Source organism: Aeromonas salmonicida, from assembly GCF_028355655.1.
Taxonomy (GTDB): Bacteria; Pseudomonadota; Gammaproteobacteria; order Enterobacterales; family Aeromonadaceae; genus Aeromonas; species Aeromonas salmonicida.
Genome location: NZ_CP110645.1, coordinates 2,270,095 through 2,288,106, shown reverse-complemented (window position 1 = coordinate 2,288,106; position 18,012 = coordinate 2,270,095). Strand labels below are relative to the sequence as shown.

General features: G+C 58.2%; 16 protein-coding genes. 12 read left to right on the top strand and 4 right to left on the bottom strand.

Annotated features, from left to right (window positions below):
* Positions 1–17 precede the first annotated feature (17 nt).
* From ONZ54_RS10955 to ONZ54_RS10925, 7 genes are all read left to right on the top strand, one after another.
* Entirely contained in the window at positions 18–1,523 is a 1,506-nt protein-coding gene (locus ONZ54_RS10955) for a VWA domain-containing protein (protein ID WP_271788144.1), read from the top strand.
* Positions 1,517–3,055, top strand: coding sequence for a hypothetical protein (locus ONZ54_RS10950; RefSeq protein WP_416995685.1), 1,539 nt, complete (start codon positions 1,517–1,519; stop codon positions 3,053–3,055). Before ONZ54_RS10955 ends, ONZ54_RS10950 begins: the two co-directional genes overlap by 7 nt.
* 36 nt (positions 3,056–3,091) lie before the next feature.
* A complete protein-coding gene (locus ONZ54_RS10945) occupies positions 3,092–3,682 on the top strand; it encodes a sigma-70 family RNA polymerase sigma factor (protein ID WP_271788143.1) in 591 nt (196 codons plus the stop codon).
* Positions 3,675–4,418 carry a DUF3379 domain-containing protein gene (locus ONZ54_RS10940; RefSeq protein WP_271788142.1) on the top strand — a complete coding sequence of 248 codons (744 nt, stop codon included), beginning with the start codon at positions 3,675–3,677 and terminating at the stop codon, positions 4,416–4,418. The genes ONZ54_RS10945 and ONZ54_RS10940 overlap by 8 nt, the downstream gene beginning before the upstream one ends.
* Before the next feature lie 408 nt (positions 4,419–4,826).
* Positions 4,827–6,113, top strand: a complete 1,287-nt coding sequence (locus ONZ54_RS10935) for an outer membrane protein transport protein (RefSeq protein WP_087755651.1) — start codon at positions 4,827–4,829, stop codon at positions 6,111–6,113.
* A 253-nt stretch (positions 6,114–6,366) separates the two neighbouring features.
* Positions 6,367–7,623 carry an outer membrane protein transport protein gene (locus ONZ54_RS10930; protein WP_271788141.1) on the top strand — a complete coding sequence of 419 codons (1,257 nt, stop codon included), beginning with the start codon at positions 6,367–6,369 and terminating at the stop codon, positions 7,621–7,623.
* A 131-nt stretch (positions 7,624–7,754) separates the two neighbouring features.
* Positions 7,755–8,978 (top strand): EAL and HDOD domain-containing protein, encoded by a 1,224-nt coding sequence (locus tag ONZ54_RS10925; RefSeq protein WP_271788140.1) that lies wholly within the window; start codon positions 7,755–7,757, stop codon positions 8,976–8,978.
* Here ONZ54_RS10925 and ONZ54_RS10920 read toward each other — a convergent pair.
* Positions 8,975–10,138 carry an acetyl-CoA C-acyltransferase gene (locus ONZ54_RS10920; protein WP_271788139.1) on the bottom strand — a complete coding sequence of 388 codons (1,164 nt, stop codon included), beginning with the start codon at positions 10,136–10,138 and terminating at the stop codon, positions 8,975–8,977. The two genes, ONZ54_RS10925 and ONZ54_RS10920, sit on opposite strands and share 4 nt — an antisense overlap.
* A 132-nt stretch (positions 10,139–10,270) precedes the next feature.
* Here ONZ54_RS10920 and ONZ54_RS10915 point away from each other — a divergent pair, with 132 nt between their 5' ends.
* Positions 10,271–10,687 (top strand): MerR family transcriptional regulator, encoded by a 417-nt coding sequence (locus ONZ54_RS10915; protein ID WP_005311283.1) that lies wholly within the window; start codon positions 10,271–10,273, stop codon positions 10,685–10,687.
* Positions 10,688–10,735: 48 nt separating this feature from the next.
* Here the strand turns inward: ONZ54_RS10915 and ONZ54_RS10910 are convergent, their stop codons facing one another.
* Entirely contained in the window at positions 10,736–11,974 is a 1,239-nt protein-coding gene (locus ONZ54_RS10910; RefSeq protein WP_271788138.1) for a dicarboxylate/amino acid:cation symporter, read from the bottom strand.
* A gap of 269 nt (positions 11,975–12,243) precedes the next feature.
* On the opposite strand from ONZ54_RS10910, the gene ppnP reads away from it, so the two are divergent.
* From ppnP to ONZ54_RS10895, 3 genes are all read left to right on the top strand, one after another.
* A complete protein-coding gene (gene ppnP, locus ONZ54_RS10905) occupies positions 12,244–12,528 on the top strand; it encodes a pyrimidine/purine nucleoside phosphorylase (protein ID WP_005311279.1) in 285 nt (94 codons plus the stop codon).
* A 212-nt stretch (positions 12,529–12,740) separates the two neighbouring features.
* Positions 12,741–14,123: an L-serine ammonia-lyase gene (locus tag ONZ54_RS10900; RefSeq protein ID WP_059167727.1), complete on the top strand. Its 1,383-nt coding sequence runs from the start codon at positions 12,741–12,743 to the stop codon at positions 14,121–14,123.
* A 286-nt stretch (positions 14,124–14,409) separates the two neighbouring features.
* Positions 14,410–15,780, top strand: coding sequence for an L-serine ammonia-lyase (locus ONZ54_RS10895; RefSeq protein ID WP_005311275.1), 1,371 nt, complete (start codon positions 14,410–14,412; stop codon positions 15,778–15,780).
* A 169-nt stretch (positions 15,781–15,949) separates the two neighbouring features.
* Here ONZ54_RS10895 and ONZ54_RS10890 read toward each other — a convergent pair whose 3' ends face one another.
* On the bottom strand, positions 15,950–16,909 hold the full coding sequence (locus ONZ54_RS10890; protein WP_271788137.1) for a lytic murein transglycosylase: 960 nt from the start codon (positions 16,907–16,909) through the stop codon (positions 15,950–15,952).
* Complete coding sequence (locus ONZ54_RS10885; protein ID WP_059167725.1) at positions 16,909–17,187, bottom strand: YcgL domain-containing protein; 279 nt, start codon at positions 17,185–17,187, stop codon at positions 16,909–16,911. Before ONZ54_RS10885 ends, ONZ54_RS10890 begins: the two co-directional genes overlap by 1 nt.
* 106 nt (positions 17,188–17,293) lie before the next feature.
* Here ONZ54_RS10885 and minC point away from each other — a divergent pair, with 106 nt between their 5' ends.
* Complete coding sequence (gene minC / locus ONZ54_RS10880) at positions 17,294–18,010, top strand: septum site-determining protein MinC (RefSeq protein ID WP_005311268.1); 717 nt, start codon at positions 17,294–17,296, stop codon at positions 18,008–18,010.
* Positions 18,011–18,012: the final 2 nt, after the last annotated feature.

Sequence of the window (18,012 nt, the reverse complement as noted above, 5' to 3'; positions counted from 1 at the left end):
GGCCCCGGATGGCTATCATGGAGCTGATACTGCTACGCCCGCTCTGGCTGCTGGCCCTGTTGCCCTGGTTGTGGCAGGGCTGGCGTCGTCGCAAACAGGCCCCTCTGCTTGCTCCCGCCATGCAGGCCTACCTGCTGCCGGGACGCCACCGCACCCGTCCCTGGCTCTGGCTGGCCTGTATGCCCGTCATACTGGCTTTGAGTGGCCCCGCCCTGCGCCAGCAGAGCCAGTCCATTGCATCCCCCGCCCTCGACATCTGGTTGCTGGATCTCTCCCGCTCCATGCTGGCCACCGATCTGCTGCCGGACCGGGCAACCCGGGTGCGCCTGCTGCTGCAAGATATGCTGGCCGAGGCCCTCCCGAACAAAGAGGGACGCCCCGTCGCCCTTATTCTGTTTGCCGGTGATGCCTACCTCGCCATGCCTGCCACCCGGGATCATCAGGCCATAGCGCTGCTGTTGCCCGACCTGCGTCCGGCCATCATGCCCAAACAGGGGAGTGCCCCCGAGCGCGCCGTGGCGCTGGCCCTCAGCCAGATAGCTCCAGGCCAGCGTGCACGACTGCTGCTGATCAGCGACGGCCTCTCGGCAAGACAGGCTGACCGGATCCGCGCACTCTGGCCCTGCCAGGGCGAGCTGTTTTGCCATGAAGGTGCAGCGCCACGCCTGGATATATTGCTCGCCAGCGGCGGCAAGGCCAGCCGGTTGCCCCCCGTCTCCGGCGAAGTGCAGGGCTTTGGTGCAGCGCTCGGCCGCGAGCTGCCAGCCCCCGATGTGACGATCATGCAACAGCTTGCACGCGAGCTGGGTGGCCAGTTGCAGTGGTTGCAGGCGGGACTTCCACGCTTTGCACCGCTCCCCATGACCCAGACATTGACGGCCAATCAGTCGCAGGATCTCGGCCTCTGGTTGTTGCTGCCCCTGCTGCCATTGGCTCTGCTGGCCCGCGTCGGCACACTCTGGCTGCTGTTGCTGGGGACCGGATTCGGGATCCTCAACCCACAGCCCTTGCAGGCAGCTCCCACCACCTCTTTATCCGTGCAGGAGAGCCAGGCCTGGCAAGCCTATCAACAGGGACGCTATCTGGCTGCGGCACGCGACTTCAAGGATCCGCTCTGGCGTGGTAATGCCTGGTACAGAGCCGGCGATTATGCCCAGGCCGCCGCTTCCTATGCGAAAGCAACCAGCGCCACAGCCCACTACAACCGGGGCAACGCACTGGTGCAACTCGGTAACCTTGTCGCTGCCGAGCAAGCCTATCTGGCTGCGTTGGCGAAGGAGCCCAATCACGAGGATGCACGCTACAACCTTGCTCTGCTGCGAGCTCAGCCACCGCAAGCGACCCCACAGCCGCAGGATCCCGACCCCATAGACGCTCCCGAGCAAGCTGCCTCGCCGGACAGCCAGCCCCCCCCCTCGCCACCAGTGTTGCTGCTGGAGCAGCGGCTGCGCAAAGAGGCGCAGCGCCGTCAGTTGCTCAAGACAGAATGGGGCCAGGAGTACAAAGGAGAAGAGCCTTGGTAAAAAGCGCACCTCTTCTTCGCCTCTTGCTCCCTTGCTGGCTGCTGCTCTGGCTGTTTGCACACCCAGTGCTGGCAGCGCCGCCACGGGCCGAGCTGCTGCCGGGTGCGGACAGCCGCGACTGGTTGCTTATCATAGAAGCGGACGGAGAGCGTCAGAGCAACGAGCTCATCATCACCCCCCTGCTGCGCCAGTTCGCGGTGGGCAAGGTGACCATCAGCCGGGTCACAACGCCGGTCCACAGCCTGACCCGCTGGCAGATCCCGCTGCACACCCTGGATGCCGGTCCCCATATTGTTCCTGCACTGTCACTGGGATCGGAACAGACCTCTGAGGTGCCGTTGCCACAACGCAACCAGACCGGGACTCTTGTACCCGCACCCAGCCAGGCGGCTCTCTCTCCCATCGAGTTGCAGGCCAGGGTGCTGCATCAGGGGCCCCTCTATCCCGGTCAGCCCTTCATCTATGAGCTCAGCCTCTGGCTGCCAGCCAACATGGAGGCCCCCAATCTCACCGAACCCGACAGTGACGCTTTTACCATACGTCGACTCGGGGATGATCAATGGCAAGCCCCGGCAGGACCGGGATTGCCGGGTCGGCTGACCCGCAGCTGGCTGTTGCAAGCCAGAGCCCCCGGACTTCACCCACTGGCCTCGCCGCGTTTTCAGGGCCGTTTGCCGCAGGATAACGGCACCAGCGACCCCCTCTCGGCCAGAGCCGCAACCTTGTTTGTGAAGATTGACAAGGCGCCGGTGCAACCCGTGGCAAGCCAGCTGACCCTGAACCAGCAGTTGAGTCCCGCTTCGGGCGCCAGGGCCGGCGAGCCGGTGATCCGCACGCTGACGCTGATAATGGAAGGGGGTGATGGCACGCGAGCCTTGTCCCAAGTGGCGGGGATCTCTGCGAATATGCCTGCTGGCATGCAGGCAAGGCCGGACGGAGAGCAACAACAGGAGCGCTTTCTGGCCAAAGGGGCGCTGCGTTTCGAGCGCCAGTGGCGTCAGGCCCTCACTGCCACCGAGCCTGGCGACTATCTGCTGCCAGCCATAGAAGTGCCCTGGTTCAACACCCAAAACGGGCGCATCGAACATGCTCGTCTACCTGCCATATCGGTGCACATGGATGCGATCACGCCCGCAGAACGCGGACCTGTTGGCCCCAGTGATGAGAGCCTCTACTGGGTTATCTGGGCCCTGCTGCTGCGCGCACTCTGGCAAGGGTGGCGACGTTGGCACGCCTTCTACCGCTTGCAACAAACGCTGCAGCGCGCAGATGCAAACCATGCCAGACAGGCTCTGCTAAAGTGGGCCGGTCTGCGCTGGCACCGGCGCCATGCCCACCTCACCACCCTGCCCTGTCGCCAGGATCCCCACCTGGCAGCCAGACTTGCCGCGCTGGAACGGGCCTGTTTCACCGCCCATGGGATATCACTTGACAACCTGGCTTGTTGGCAAGGGCTCGCCGGCCCGCTGTGCGCGTACGAGACATTTGCGATAGCCTATGGCCTCAGGCAGCTGGCACGACGAGGCCGCTGATCCCTCAGGATCCCCCATTTAAAAGGAAGCCCAGCGATGGCGTTAGGTTTTTTCAGAAAAAAAGGTGCCACGGTCGGAAAGGATCCAACGGCTGCTCCGGTCTATGAAGGCATGGCAGACAAACAAACCAAATACGAGGCTCTGGTGCATGCCCTGCACGGGGACATCTACCGCTACGCCTACTGGCTGTGCCGTGATCCCCAGGTGGCGGAAGATCTGGTGCAAGAGACCTTCCTGCGCGCCTGGAAGGCCATTGATACTCTGGTCGATGACAAAGCCGCCAAGGCTTGGCTCATCACTATATTGCGGCGGGAGAACGCCCGTCGTTTCGAGCGCAGGCAATTTGATCTCATCGATCTCGACGAACATCCCCAGAGCGATCCGGATACCTTGCACAGCGAGCAGGAGATGGAGCACGAATGGCTTAGACGCCATATCGCCCGTCTGCCCGCCGAATATCAGGAACCCTTGCTGCTGCAGGTGCTGGGGGGATTCAGCGGCGACGAGATAGCGACGCAGCTGGGATTGAACAAAAATACCGTCATGACTCGCCTGTTTCGGGCCCGCAACCAGATCAAAGAGGCCATGGAGTCAAAGACACAACAAAGAGGACATACCCATGGATGAGCTGGAATTTCGCCGTCGGGCCATCACCCATCCACTGGAAAAGACTCCCGAGTTTCTCGAAGCGGCGCAGGCTTCCCCTGCCAATCGCAAGCACATGGACGAGATGAAACAGCTGGATCGTCACCTGCATCAGGCCATGAAGGTCGAGGTTCCGGCAGGGTTGGCCGAGCGTATTTTGCTCAGGCAAGCGCTGGAGGCAGAGCCAGAAAGGGTTGTCCCGCTGCCATCTCGCCCACGCACCAGCTGGCGTATGCTGGCTATGGCAGCGTCGGTCGCCTTCCTGCTTGGCATGAGTACCCGCTGGTTAAACTGGCCACTGACAACACCGGGAGAGCTTTCCCTCGGTCAAGTCGCCATGGCTCACGTCTATGGGGAGGAGCCCTTCATCAAGGATGTGGATGAGAAGGTGAGCCTGCGTACCATCAACGCCAAGATGGAGAAATATGGCGCCACCCTGATGGGCATGGACGGCATGAAAGTAACCTATGTCAATCACTGTGCTTTCTATCAGGGGCCGGCGCTGCACATGGTGATCCAGGGCAAGATGGGGCCTGTCACCCTGTTTCTGGTACCCAAGCATGTGCCACTGACCCTTGAGCCTAACTTCGATGACGGCCAGCTCAAGGGAGAGATAGTGCCGCTCAAGGGAGCCAACATGGTGTTGATCGGGGATATGCAGGAGTCACTGAACCCGGTGGCGCAGGAACTGGAGTCCCGTTTGCACTGGTCGATTTAACCGGATTTAACGCGATCCTGATTCGGGCTGCGTAGCGTCCGTCACACGAGCAGACAATCCGGTTGTCTGCTCGTTCTTCTCCTTTAACGCCACAATCCTCACCCATTAGCGCCCAATCACCACAAATAGCCAAAATTATTTTTGTGATGCAGATCAGCATCAACGTTCAATTTTCACTCAATAACTGGCAAAAGAGACTGTTTAAACGCCAAGTTAAAACAAATGATTAACACAATAGACACTTTTATGTATTCTGCTGTCACTGGTCTGATTTCTTACCTCCTACCAGATCCATAGAATCACGCCAGAATTGAATGGGAAGAAGCTGAAATAACAACAGATCTTGTCGTATACGGTGGCAAAAAAGCCCCGATGCTGACAGAAAATCTGCCTACAAGAGAGAACACTATGACAACTGCCTTTTTCAAAAAAAGCCTGATCGCGGCCGCCGTTACCCTGGCCAGTACCCAAACCTTCGCTGCCGCGTTCCAGCTGAACGAACACTCGGCCTCCGGTCTGGGTCGTGCGTATGCAGGGGAAGCCGCCATTGCCGACAACGCCTCCGTGTTGTCACGCAACCCGGCAGCCATGACCCGTTTTGACAAGATGGCACTCTCCGTTTCCGGTACTTACATCAAGCCGGATGTGGATGTTGAAGGTGATATCTATGCAGGCCCCGCTAAAATGGCCAGCGCCAGCCAGTCTGATATCGCACCGGATGCCTTCGTCCCTGCTACCTACTTTATCCAGCCACTGAACGATCAGTGGGCCTGGGGTATCGGCATGTTCTCCAACTACGGTCTGGCGACCGAGTACTCCAAGAACTTCGCTGCCGGTGCAGGTGCCGGTGATACCGAGCTGCTGACCTTCAACATTAACCCGAATATCGCCTATCGCATCAACTCAAACTTCAGCGTCGGTGCCGGCATCAACGCTGTCTACGCCAAGGCCGAGCTAAACCGTTATGCCGGTGCCCTCGCCCCGGCCCTGACCGCCAAGACAGGTATAGTCCATAACAGCGACACCGCCATAGCGCACCTGAAAGGCGACACTTGGGGCTTTGGTTGGAACGTCGGCACCATGTACGAGGTAAACGAGGATCATCGTTTCGCTCTGACCTATCGCTCCCAGGTGGATTTGAGCTTTGACGGTGACTTCAAGGGTTTGAGCTCAGGCTACAACACTGTTGATGGCAATCTGAAACTGGATCTGCCGGCCCAGGCCGAGTTCGCCGGTTACCACCGTCTGAATCCGCAGTTCGCCGTGCACTACTCCGTCAACTGGACTGACTGGAGCGCCTTCCAGGAGCTCAAGGCCACCAGCAACTCCTGCGCCGGCGGCGTCTGTCTGCAAAAAGACGAGAAGTTCAAGGACTCCACCCGTTACGCTCTGGGCGGAACCTGGTACATCAATCCGTCCTGGGAAGCCCGCATCGGTTTCGCCTATGACAAGACCGCAATCGAGGCTGAATATCGCAGCCTAAGCATTCCGGACTCCGACCGCGTCTGGTATAGCGCTGGTGCCACCTACAACATCGACAAGGACATGAGTGTCGATTTCGGCATGGCCTATCTGGATGGCAAGAAAGTGGACGTGAACGAAGGCCTTACCAGCCACTCCGATCCGGTACGCTGGAAGGGTACCTCTAGCGGTACTGCTTTGCTGGCCTCCGCTCAGTTCAACATGAAATTCTGATTATCTGCAGAACCAAAAGAGCGCCTACGGGCGCTCTTTTTTTATTCAACATCCTGTTTTCAGCGTACAGCTGTAGCAAACACCTGTTCACATTTCCTTTTTTATCAAGCCATTAGCCCCCTACTTCTCAGCATTTAATCTTGTTTTACACCCCACAGGGCTGAGCCCGTTGCCTTACTGGTCATACCATATAAAATCCTGCACCCGACCATAAGACCGATTGAACCCAGCGTTCATTTTCAAGGACAACGCAATGCACTCCTTTATGAAGCCATCTCTTGTCGCCCTGCTGGTACTGTCAAGCCAGGCCCAGGGAGCAGGTTTCCAGCTGGCCGAACAATCCGCTACCGGCATGGGCCGCGCCTTCGCAGGCGAGGCAGCCATCGCTGACAACGCCAGCGTGCTCTCCCGCAATGCGGCCGCCATGACCCGTTTCAATACAGTGGCTTTCTCTGGTGGTTTCATCTATGTCCGCCCCGACGTCAACATAGAGGGGACCACCCGGGTGCCTACCACCATGGGACCGGTTAATCTGGATGCAGCAGCCCACGATATTGCTGGCGATGCCTGGGTCCCGAACGCTTATCTGATAGTCCCGCTCAATGAGCAGTGGCGACTGGGGCTGGCAGCCACCTCCTACTACGGCCTCGGCGTCGAGATGCCGGATAACTACAATGCCGGTCACTTCGGCAATATCTCGGACATCAAGACCCTGGATTTGAGTGCTTCGCTGGCCTATCGCATCAATCAGATGTGGTCTGTCGGCGGCGGCCTTTCCGCCATTCAGGGTGAGGGAGAAGTGGGTGGCACCTTCCCTTCCAACAACAAGATAGCCAAACACCTGAAAGGGGATGGCTGGGCCATGGGCTGGCACCTTGGCACTTTGCTGGAGCTGTCAGAAACAACTCGCCTGGGTCTCTCCTACCGGCATGATGTGACCCTGACACTCTCCGGCGATGCCATCGGCATCGAGCAAAATGGTCAGGCGTTTACCGACACCGGCAGCCTGGATCTGCCCCTGCCCGCCACGGCCGAGCTGGCTCTGTTCCATCAGTTGACCCCGACCCTGGCGCTGCACTCAAGCATCAACTGGACCAACTGGAGCAAATTCGTGCAGCTCGAATCCGAGCTCGACAATCACGGCATCATGCACATCAAGGATGAGCACTGGGAAGACAGCTGGCGCTATGCGCTGGGCCTGACCTATCAGCTGGCACCACAATGGCAACTGCGCTCAGGTATTGCCTATGATCGCAGCCCGGTCCCGGCCGATCGCCGCACCATCTCCATCCCTGACTCGGACCGGGTCTGGTACAGCGCCGGTGTGGGCTATCAGTTTGATCGCAACCTCTCGCTGGATCTGGGCCTGACGCTGATCGACGGCAAGAAAGTGGATGTGTCCGAGACCATGGAGCTCAAGCCAGGGATCCCGCAAACCACCTCTACCTTCCAGGGCACCTCGGAAGGGGATGCCTGGCTGGCTGGCTTGCAGCTGAACTATCTCTTCTAACCGGCTCTTCCAACCCCGGTACCCTCCCATTCAAGCACTATGCCAGTTATTGACTGTTTCCGGTCCCGCAGCGCTGGCATAGTGCTCATCTTCACAATAAAATCAATCCAGTACTCACGCTGGAGAGATGCATGTATTCATACGTAGCAAGGCAGCCCATCCTGGATCGGGAGTTGAACACCTATGCCTATGAGCTGCTGTTTCGCGACAGTCTGGATAATGTGTTTCCGGTGATTTCCTCCCAGCAGGCCACGGCCAGACTGGTGGTCGAGCAGTTTTTGCAACAGAACATCGATCAGTTGCTTGGCGGGCGCCCCTGCTTTATCAACTTTCCCCACTCCCTGCTGCTGGAAGGGCTGGCGGAATGTCTGCCACAAGAGAAGGTCGTCATCGAAATCCTGGAAGATGCAGATCCTGACGATGCCTTGCTGGTCAAAGTGCAGCAGTTGCATGAGCTTGGTTATCAGCTGGCGCTGGACGACTTCACCATGTCGGACGAATGGGAGCGCTTCCTGCCCTATATTCACATCATCAAGTTCGATCTGCGCGCCACCTCGCTTTTGCGGATCAAGGTGTTCATCCAGCAACACCAGCATCTCAAGCTCACTTATCTGGCGGAGAAAGTCGAAGACAAGGCGGAGTTTGAACGGGTGAAGCGGCTCGGTATCGATCTGTTCCAGGGGTTCTTCTTCAGCCGGCCCGAGATGGTGAGGCAGACCACAATGCAGCCCGCCCAGGTGGTGGTGATGCAACTGCTCAATGTAGTCAACCAGGAGGAGCCGGATCTCAATCGTATCGAACAGCTGCTGAGTCAGGATATCTCGCTATCCCTCAAGCTGTTGCGTTACGTCAATCACCTGAAGAGCCACGCCAACCCCATCTCCTCGTTTCGCCAGGCGGCCGTTTATCTGGGTCACACCCAGCTCAAGCGCTTCGTGACCCTGGTCGCAGCCACCAGCGCGGGCCATGGCAAGAGTGCCGAGCTCTATCAGATGTCCATGATCCGGGCCCGCTTTTGCGAGCTGCTGGCGCACACCCATGCCCCCACCCAGGAGGCGCAGCAAGCCTTTATCACGGGTCTGTTCTCTTTGCTGGATGTCTTGATGGAGCAGCCGATGGACAGGCTGCTCGGCACTATCCCCCTGATCGAGGAGATCCGGGTCGCCCTGCTGGAACGCAAGGGCAACCTGGGTTTCTATCTCTCGTTTTGTGAAGATTATGAGAGTGCGAACTGGCAGCGCATTACCGCCAGAACAGCCCGACTCGGGCTCAATGAAGAGAAGGTCAGCCAGCTCTATCTGGCCGCCACCGCCTGGGTCAATCAGCAATTCCAGGCCATGGCGGAAACAGATTAGCTCAACTCGATGGCGACGGCAGTCGCCTCCCCTCCACCGATACACAGGCTTGCCACACCCCGTTTCAGACTGCGCGCATGCAGCGCATGAATGAGCGTAACCAGAATACGGGCACCACTCGCCCCCAGTGGATGCCCCAGTGCGCAGGCCCCGCCGTTCACGTTCACCTTGTCATGAGGCAGGTTGCAACCCGCCATGGTCAGCATGCTGACCATGGCAAACGCCTCATTGATTTCGAATAGATCGACCTCTTCCGCCCGCCAGTCGATCTTGGATAGCAAGGCATTGATGGCGCCGATGGGCGCATTGGTAAACTCGGCAGGCGCAGCAGCATGACTTTGATAACCCACCAGATGGGCCAGCACAGGCAGGCCCAGCTGCGCCGCCGTCTCGGCTCGCATCAGGATGAGCGCCGCCGCTCCGTCCGAGATGGAGCTGGCATTGGCAGCCGTTATGGTGCCCTGCTTGCTGAATGCCGGTTTCAGATGAGAGATCTTGTCGGGCCTGGCCTTGGCTGGCTGCTCATCCTCGGCGAGCAGCAGGGTGTCACCGACAGTAACCTGGGCCAGCTCGGCCTTGAAAGCACCGCTCTGCTGGGCAGCCAGCGCACGCGTCAGGGAAGCGATGGCAAAAGCGTCCATGTCGGAGCGGGCCAGACCGGCGCGATCCGCACTCAACTGGGCATAATGCCCCATCAACTGGCCTTCGTAAGCATCTTGCAAGCCGTCGAGGAACATGTGATCCAGCACGCTCTGATGCCCCATGCGAAAACCGCTGCGCGCCTTGTCGAGCAGGTAAGGCGCCCGGCTCATGCTCTCCATGCCACCGGCGATCACTATGTCGGTGTCACCCAGACGCAAGCTGTCTGCCGCCAGCATCACCGCCTTCATGCCGGAACCACACACCTTGTTGACAGTGGTGCATGGCACACTCTCCGGCAAACCCGCCTTCAACACAGCCTGACGGGCGGGCGCTTGCCCCACCCCGGCACTGAGCACATTGCCCATGTAGGCTTCATCGATCTGCTCCCCCTTGAGCCCGGCTTGTGCCATGGCGGCAGCAATGGCGCAAGCGCCGAGCTCGGGGGCAGTCAGGTTAGCCAAGGCTCCCTGGAAGGCCCCCATGGGGGTACGCTTGGCCGCAACAATCACAATATCCATCAATTGCACTCTCCTTGTTACATGGACATAACATATGCTGCTCCCGCTGCTGGAACAAGACTTGCGGGGCAGTTGACGTTTGGGTAAGGTGCCAGCCTGCATTGACAACAAAATGACAGTCAAGATAGCGCCATGAACCGAACCAAGGATGACTCACGGACCTACAGCATCAGTGAACTGGCCCGTGAATTTGATGTTACGACCCGAAGTATTCGTTTTTATGAAGATCAGGGACTTTTGAATCCTGCCCGCCAGGGACAGACACGGATTTACAGCAAGCAGGACAGAGTTCGCCTCAAACTGACCCTGCGCGGCAAGCGTCTGGGCTTCAGCCTGGCGGATATCCGGGATCTGTTCGATCTCTATGATGCAGACAAGAGCAGCCGTACCCAGCTGCAAACCATGCTGGGACTGGTGGCCGACAAGCGGGAAACACTGCAACAGCAGCTGGAAGACATCAAGATGGTGTTGCTGGAGCTCGACGCCGCCGAGCAGCGTTGTCAGCAGGCGCTGGCCCAGTTGCAGCGAAACACGGGTGAGACACCATAAAGAAAGGGGCCGGCAGGCCCCTTTGTCATTGACTCGTTTGTGTACCTGTTATTTTGACCAGCGATCCGGATCGTAATCCGGGCTGTAACGGTCGACGATGACGGCGCAGGCCGCATCCCCTGTGATATTCAGCGCGGTACGGATCATGTCGAACAGACGATCCAGTGCGAACAACAACGGCAGCCCCTCGATGGGGATACCGGCAGCCAGCAACACAGCCACCACCAGGAAGCTCGGACCAGGCACACCGGCCTGACCAATCGCCCCCAGGGTAGACGTCACTATGATGGCAGCCCAGGCACCCATGGAGAGATCTATGTTGTAAACCTGAGCGAAGAAGATGGCGACCAGACCGTAATAGATGGCATTGCCACTCATATTGATGGTGGCACCGAGCGGCAGCACAAAGGAAGCCGTGGCGTTGGTCACCTTCAGATCGTGCTCGCACGTTTCCATGTTGACCGGCAGAGTCGCCATGGAAGAGGCGGTGGAGAAGGCCACGATCTGCGGCTTCTTCATGGCGGAGAAGTACTTGCGTACCGGTGTGTTGGAGAACAGCACGATGAGCAGCGGGTAGACCACGAATCCGAAGATCAGGATGGCAGCCACATAGACCACGAACAACTTGAGCACCAGAGTCAGCACGTCAAAGCCGTAAGTCCCTATGGCCTCGGCCATCAGGCCGAACACACCGAGCGGTGCAATCAGCATCACCTTGTTGATCATCCAGACGAAGGCGTCCACCAGGGTGTTGAGCCCGTCAACCAGCGGTTTGGCTCGCTCGCGTGGCTGCTTGGCCAACGCGATGCCAAGGAACATGCAGAACACCAGGATCTGCAGTATGTTGGCTTCGTTCAATGACTGGAAGACGTTGGTCGGGATCATGCCAAGCAGGGTAGATACCGCATCAGGCAGGGCGCCTTTGTCGGCGTAGTCACCGGTGAACATGGAGGCCATGGAGCCAAATTCAACGCCGACACCCGGTTTGAAGATTTGTCCCATCACCAGCGCCAGCAGCACGGCCAGTGCCGATGTACCGAGGAAGAAGAGCAGAGTGGTGACGCCTATCTTGCCCGCAGCCGGGCTCGCGCCCAGATTGGCCGCCCCCGACAGGATGGCAACGGCCACCAGCGGGATCACCAGCATCTTGATCAGCTGGATAAAGAGGGTACCGAGCGGTGCAAAGATGCTGGCTTGTTCACCCATGAACGCCCCCACCAGTGCGCCCAGCACCATGGCAACCACAACCTGGAAGCCAATGTTCTTAATGAGTCCTTTTGTTAACACAGAATGTTCCTTTAATTAGCAAAAATTCACACTTTCCCAGTGCAATTAACCAGACAGGGGAAAAACACCTGTTCATTCCCCTGAGCGCGCGTTTTATCTCATATTTATCTGCTGTTTTAAATCGACAAATCGTTAACGGAACTTATTGATAACTTTGCGACAAAGTGAAGATTCAAAAGGAACATGACGATTTTTCCAGCTTTATTCATGACAACTGGCAAAACATTGTGCTATTTTTGCTGAGCAAACGTGCATACAGGGATGAAAACATGCTGAAAGTTAACGAATATTTTGACGGAAATGTAAAATCCATCGGTTTCGAGCAAAAAGGTGACAAAGCGACGGTTGGTGTGATGGAAGCCGGTGACTACCAGTTCAATACCGCCGCCCCCGAGCGGATGACTGTGGTCAAGGGTGCTCTCACCATACAGCTGGCCGATGAGGACGAATGGCACACCTACAGTCAGGGCCAATCCTTCGAGGTGGCCGGCCACTCCTCTTTCAAGCTGGAAGTGAAAACGCCCACCGCCTATCTGTGCGAATTCCTCGACTGAGTGACCGAATGCAGATGAGTGACTGAACAGTGCAAAGGAGCGGGCCCGGGTCTCGCTCCTTCTCTTTGATGTCAGTGCGCTCATTCCAACCTTCTTTGCCCGCTGCCAGCCACTCATTTGTATGCCGCCATCACACGCCTCAGCTTCCCCGCTTTCCATCGACTACAAAAAATTTACAATGTTTAGACGAAACCCATAATCGGAGTGGTGTCATGATCAGTGTCTTCGACCTGTTTTCCATCGGGATCGGCCCTTCTTCTTCCCATACGGTGGGGCCGATGCGGGCCTCTTACGCCTTTGTTAACGCGCTCAAGCAGCAGGGTCTGCTGCCCGGCACAGAACGGGTGGAAGTAGAGTGCTACGGATCTCTCGGCCAGACCGGCAAGGGTCACGGCACAGGCAAGGCCATCATTCTGGGGTTGGCTGGCTTTGAACCGGAATCGGTGGATATCGAAGCCATTCCCGCCTTCCTGAGCGAAGTGGATCGCAGCCAGTCCTTGCTGCTGGCGGGTGAGCAGCCATGCCAGTTCGCCCGGGTCGGTGCCATCATCTTCAATCGCCGCAAAACCCTGGCCGCTCACTCCAACGGCATGACGCTGCGCGCATTTGCAGGCAAGGCTCTGCTGCTTGAGCAGACCTACTACTCCATCGGCGGTGGCTTCATCATAGAGGAGAGCCATTTTGCCAACGCCAAGGAAGAGGCGGCCCGCTTCGATGCAGCCCACCCCGTCCCCTACCCGTTCGAGAGCGGCGCCCAGCTGCTGGCCCATTGCCAGGAGAGCGGTCTCTCCATCTCGGGTCTGATGCTGGCCAACGAGAAGGTATTTCGGAGCGAAGAGGAAATCAAAGCCGGTCTGCGCAAGATCTGGCAGGCGATGCAGGCCTGTGTCGAACGCGGCTGTCGCAGCGAAGGAGTGTTGCCGGGCGGCCTCAAAGTGAAGCGCCGGGCCCCGGCCCTCCATCGCCAGCTCAACTGCGAGACCAACTTCAACAAGGATCCCCTGATGGTGATCGAGTGGGTGGACTTGTTTGCGCTGGCCGTCAACGAGGAGAACGCCGCCGGTGGCCGTGTGGTCACAGCCCCTACCAACGGCGCCGCCGGCATCATTCCCGCCGTGTTGCACTACTACGATCGCTTTGTGCGCAAGGTGGATGACGAGCTGCTGCTGAGCTACTTCCTCACCGCCGCCGCCATCGGCATTCTATATAAGAAAAACGCCTCGCTGTCGGGAGCCGAAGTGGGCTGTCAGGGAGAAGTGGGCGTCGCCTGCTCCATGGCCGCCGGTGCCCTGACCGAGATCCTGGGCGGCAGCCCCGCCATCGTCGAAAACGCCGCAGAGATCGGCATGGAACACAACCTGGGTCTCACCTGCGATCCGGTGGGAGGGCTGGTGCAGGTGCCCTGCATAGAACGCAACGCCATGGGCGCAGTCAAGGCCATCAATGCCGCCCGCCTCGCCCTGCGTGGCACAGGTGAACACAAGGTGTCGCTGGACAAGGTGATCAAAACCATGTGGGAAACCGGCAACGACATGAAGACCAAGTACAAGGAGACAGCCCGCGGCGGCCTGGCTGTTAACATTACAGAATGTTAAAAACAGCCAATTGACTCCACTTTTTCCCGCAATACCCGGCCTGGCCGGGTATTTTTTTGCAAAACGTTTGCCAAGTGCTTAACAAAATGGATAAGCATCAAAATAAATTTTATACTCGCGCCTCTGATTCAACAAAAATAGATCTATTTCAACTTTTTTTAGGCTTTGAATCGTTACACTAGGGTTATCTGGTTCATTGACCTCGGCGACGACGCCCTCGTCCCATGGATCATCCCGTTTCTGCGAGTGGGCATGGCGCCCCCTTCTATCCTGAGGTAATTGTTACATGATCAGCGTTTTTGATATCTTCAAAATCGGTGTTGGCCCCTCCTCTTCCCACACTGTCGGCCCGATGAAAGCTGCCAAACAGTTCGTGGATGAACTGCGTGCTGGCGGCAAGATCCGTGACATCACCCGGATCCAGGTCGATGTCTATGGCTCGCTCTCCTGGACCGGCAAAGGTCATCACACCGATACCGCTATCATCATGGGTCTGGCGGGCAACCTGCCCGAGAACGTCGACATCGACGGCATCCCCGAATTCATCTCCCGTGTCGAGCAGACCGGCCGCCTGCCGATCGGCCTGCACTGCCACACCGTCAGCTTCCCGCAGGGCGCCATGGTGTTCCATGACGAGGCGCTGCCGCTGCACGAAAACGGCATGAAGCTGACCGCCTTCATCGAAGATGAGGCTATCTACAGCAAGACCTATTACTCCATCGGTGGCGGTTTCATCGTCGACGAAGAGAACTTCGGCAAGGCCGACAGCGGCGACATGTCGGTGAGCTATCCGTTCAAGAGTGCGGCAGAGCTGCTCGCCCACTGCAGCCAGACCGGTCTCTCCATCTCCGCCCTGATGCTGGAAAACGAGAAGTGCTTCAACACCCCGGAAGAGATCTACAAGAAACTTGGCAAGATCTGGACCACCATGCGGGAGGGGATCGAACGCGGCTGCCGTACCGAAGGGATCCTGGCCGGCCCGCTGCGCGTGCCCCGTCGTGCCGCCCCGCTCTACCGTCAGCTGACCACCAATGAACATCTCTCCAACGATCCGATGAGCATCGTCGACTGGGTCAACATGTTTGCCTTGGCGGTGAGTGAAGAGAACGCTGCCGGTGGCCGCGTGGTGACCGCGCCGACCAACGGCGCCGCGGGCATCATACCGGCCGTGCTGGCCTACTACGACAAGTTCATCCAGCCGGTCGGCCGTGACGAATACACCCGCTTCTATCTGGCCTCCGCCGCCGTCGGCATGCTCTACAAGATGAACGCCTCCATCTCCGGCGCCGAAGTGGGCTGCCAGGGTGAAGTGGGGGTCTCCTGCTCCATGGCCGCCGCCGGTCTGACCGAACTGATGGGTGGCAGCCCGGAACAGGTGTGTGAAGCCGCCGAGATCGGCATGGAGCACAACCTGGGTCTGACCTGTGATCCTGTGGCCGGTCAGGTGCAGGTCCCCTGCATCGAACGCAACGCCATCGCCGCCATGAAGGCGGTCAACGCCTCCCGCATGGCCCTGCGTCGCACCTCCAAGCCGCGCGTGTCATTGGACAAGGTCATCGAGACCATGTACATCACCGGCAAGGACATGGACTCCAAGTACCGTGAAACCTCCCGTGGTGGCCTGGCCATCAAGGTGATGCAGGTTGCCTGCGAATAAGCAGTGTTTGCCAAAAACACAAAAAGGCGGGAATTCCCGCCTTTTTGTTGCCTGCTATTTGGAGACGCCCGCCATCTGGATTACCGCTGCGATTTATTCACTCTGCAATAGCATCCCTTGTTCATCCTATGAAATGCCCAATCAGAGGAAGTGCCAAGACCTGAGTCAGCTACTCCACGATGCGATCGGCCAAGGTTCCCACAGCCACCACGAAATAGTGGGAGCGATTCCAGTGACGCAGTACCAGATAGTTGGGATAAGCCAGATAGGCGCGCCCTTCCCCATCGTCAGGGCGAACCAGGGAGGCATGCATCTCGGCGCGGGGCAAGGCTGTGCCATCGAGCTGCCTCACACCCAGTGCCTGCCACGCCGATAACGGCCTGGACTGTTCCAGCTCGAGCAAGGCAGGATCCAGCGTCTTGGGCACCTTGACCTGACGGCCCCAGGTTTCATCCCCGTGCCAGCCATTCTGATGCAGATAATTGGCTGCCGAACCAAACACATCCGCGAGATTGCCCCACAAATCCTTCTTGCCGTCACCATCCTGATCGACTGCGTATTTGAGGAAGGAAGATGGCATGAACTGCACCTGCCCCATGGCACCGGCCCAGGAGCCCTTGAAGGCCGCAGGGGTCACATGTCCCTGCTCTATGATATGCAGGGCATCAAACAGCTGCCCTTTGAAAAATGCCTCACGTCGACCATCCCAGGCCAGCGTGGCCAGCGAAGAAATGAGCGGGAATTTACCGGTCAATTTACCGAAATTGGTTTCGACGCCCCACAAGGCGACAATAAAGCGCGGTTGTACGCCATATTCTGCCCCTATTTTTGTGAGCAGCGGCAAATGCTGACGATATAGGGCCCTGGCCTGATTGACTTTCCACTGCGGGACCGCACGGGGAATATAAGTGTCCAGCGTCACTTTAAATTCCGGCTGGTTTTTATCGTGCTTGATGGCAGGCTCGATGACCCGAATATCGGCAAACGCAGCCGCCACTGTCTCGGCCTTGATACCGGCCGCCAGTGCTTCCTGTTTGAGGCCAATCACGTAACGCTCAAAATCGGGGCTGGCCTGCAACGGAGTACTTAACAGTCCCCCCAGTAATAACAGTGCCAGCTGACCCTTCATCAGCGGCTGACCTTTAATTGTGCCTTGTGCTGTTCCAGCAGATTCTCGGGCGGCGGTGGCACCTGCAGGTAGAAGCCCTGACTACCGAGCGCCTCCATGACCCGGCTGGTCGAGGCGATCCCCAGGGGCTTGGCTGGATCCAGCTTGGTCATCAATACCAGCTCGGGACGACCAAATGTACTCATCAGCACCTCGGGTACGCGGGAGAAATCCTCTCTTCTTTCAACAAAAAGATAGGTCTCGGCTTTTTTACGACTTTTATAGACTGCACATAACATGGAAGTTGATATAATCCGACAGGTTTATTGCCTCTGATGGTGGCAAACTATAACATCAGGAATTGAATAACAATAACGGATTACCGTCTCTGTCTCGGGGAAGATCATGGTTGAGCGCGATAACGAATTGAAAGGGACTACCTTCACTATTTCTGTGTTGCATATCAGCGATGGCAAGCCTGAGCGGATCCGTCAGTTACTGGCGGCAAAAGTCGCCCAGGCGCCTCAGTTTTTTAATTGTGCCCCCCTCGTCATCAATGTGGAACGACTCGCGGATATCCCCGACTTTGACCAGCTCAAAGGGCTGGTCGAATCAGAGGACTTCGTGCTGGTCGGGATCACGGGCGCCAGGGATGAGGCGATGAAGACGGCAGCCAAGGCCGCGGGCCTGGCGGTAATGGCCTCTGGCAAGAGCCGCAAGGTCGAGCCGCTGCCACTGCCGGAACCTACCCCGTCTCCGGTGGCCGAGGTGAAGGCCGCGCCGGCGCCTCTGGTGCCGAGCAAGGTGCACGTGGGCCCCGTGCGTTCCGGCCAACAGCTCTACGCCGCCGGCACCTCGCTGGTGATACTGGGCTCGGTGAGCCAGGGGGCCGAAGTTATCGCCGACGACAGCATACATATTTATGGCGCCCTGCGTGGCAGGGCCATTGCCGGTGCCAAGGGCAACACCCAGGCACGGATTTATTGCCAGCAATTGCAGGCCGAGCTGCTATCCATCGCAGGCACGTTCCAACTGAGCGATGCACTGCCGGCAGGCCTGATACAACAGCCGGTGCATGTCCGGCTGGATAACGAACAACTCCGAATAGACCATATCAAATAGAG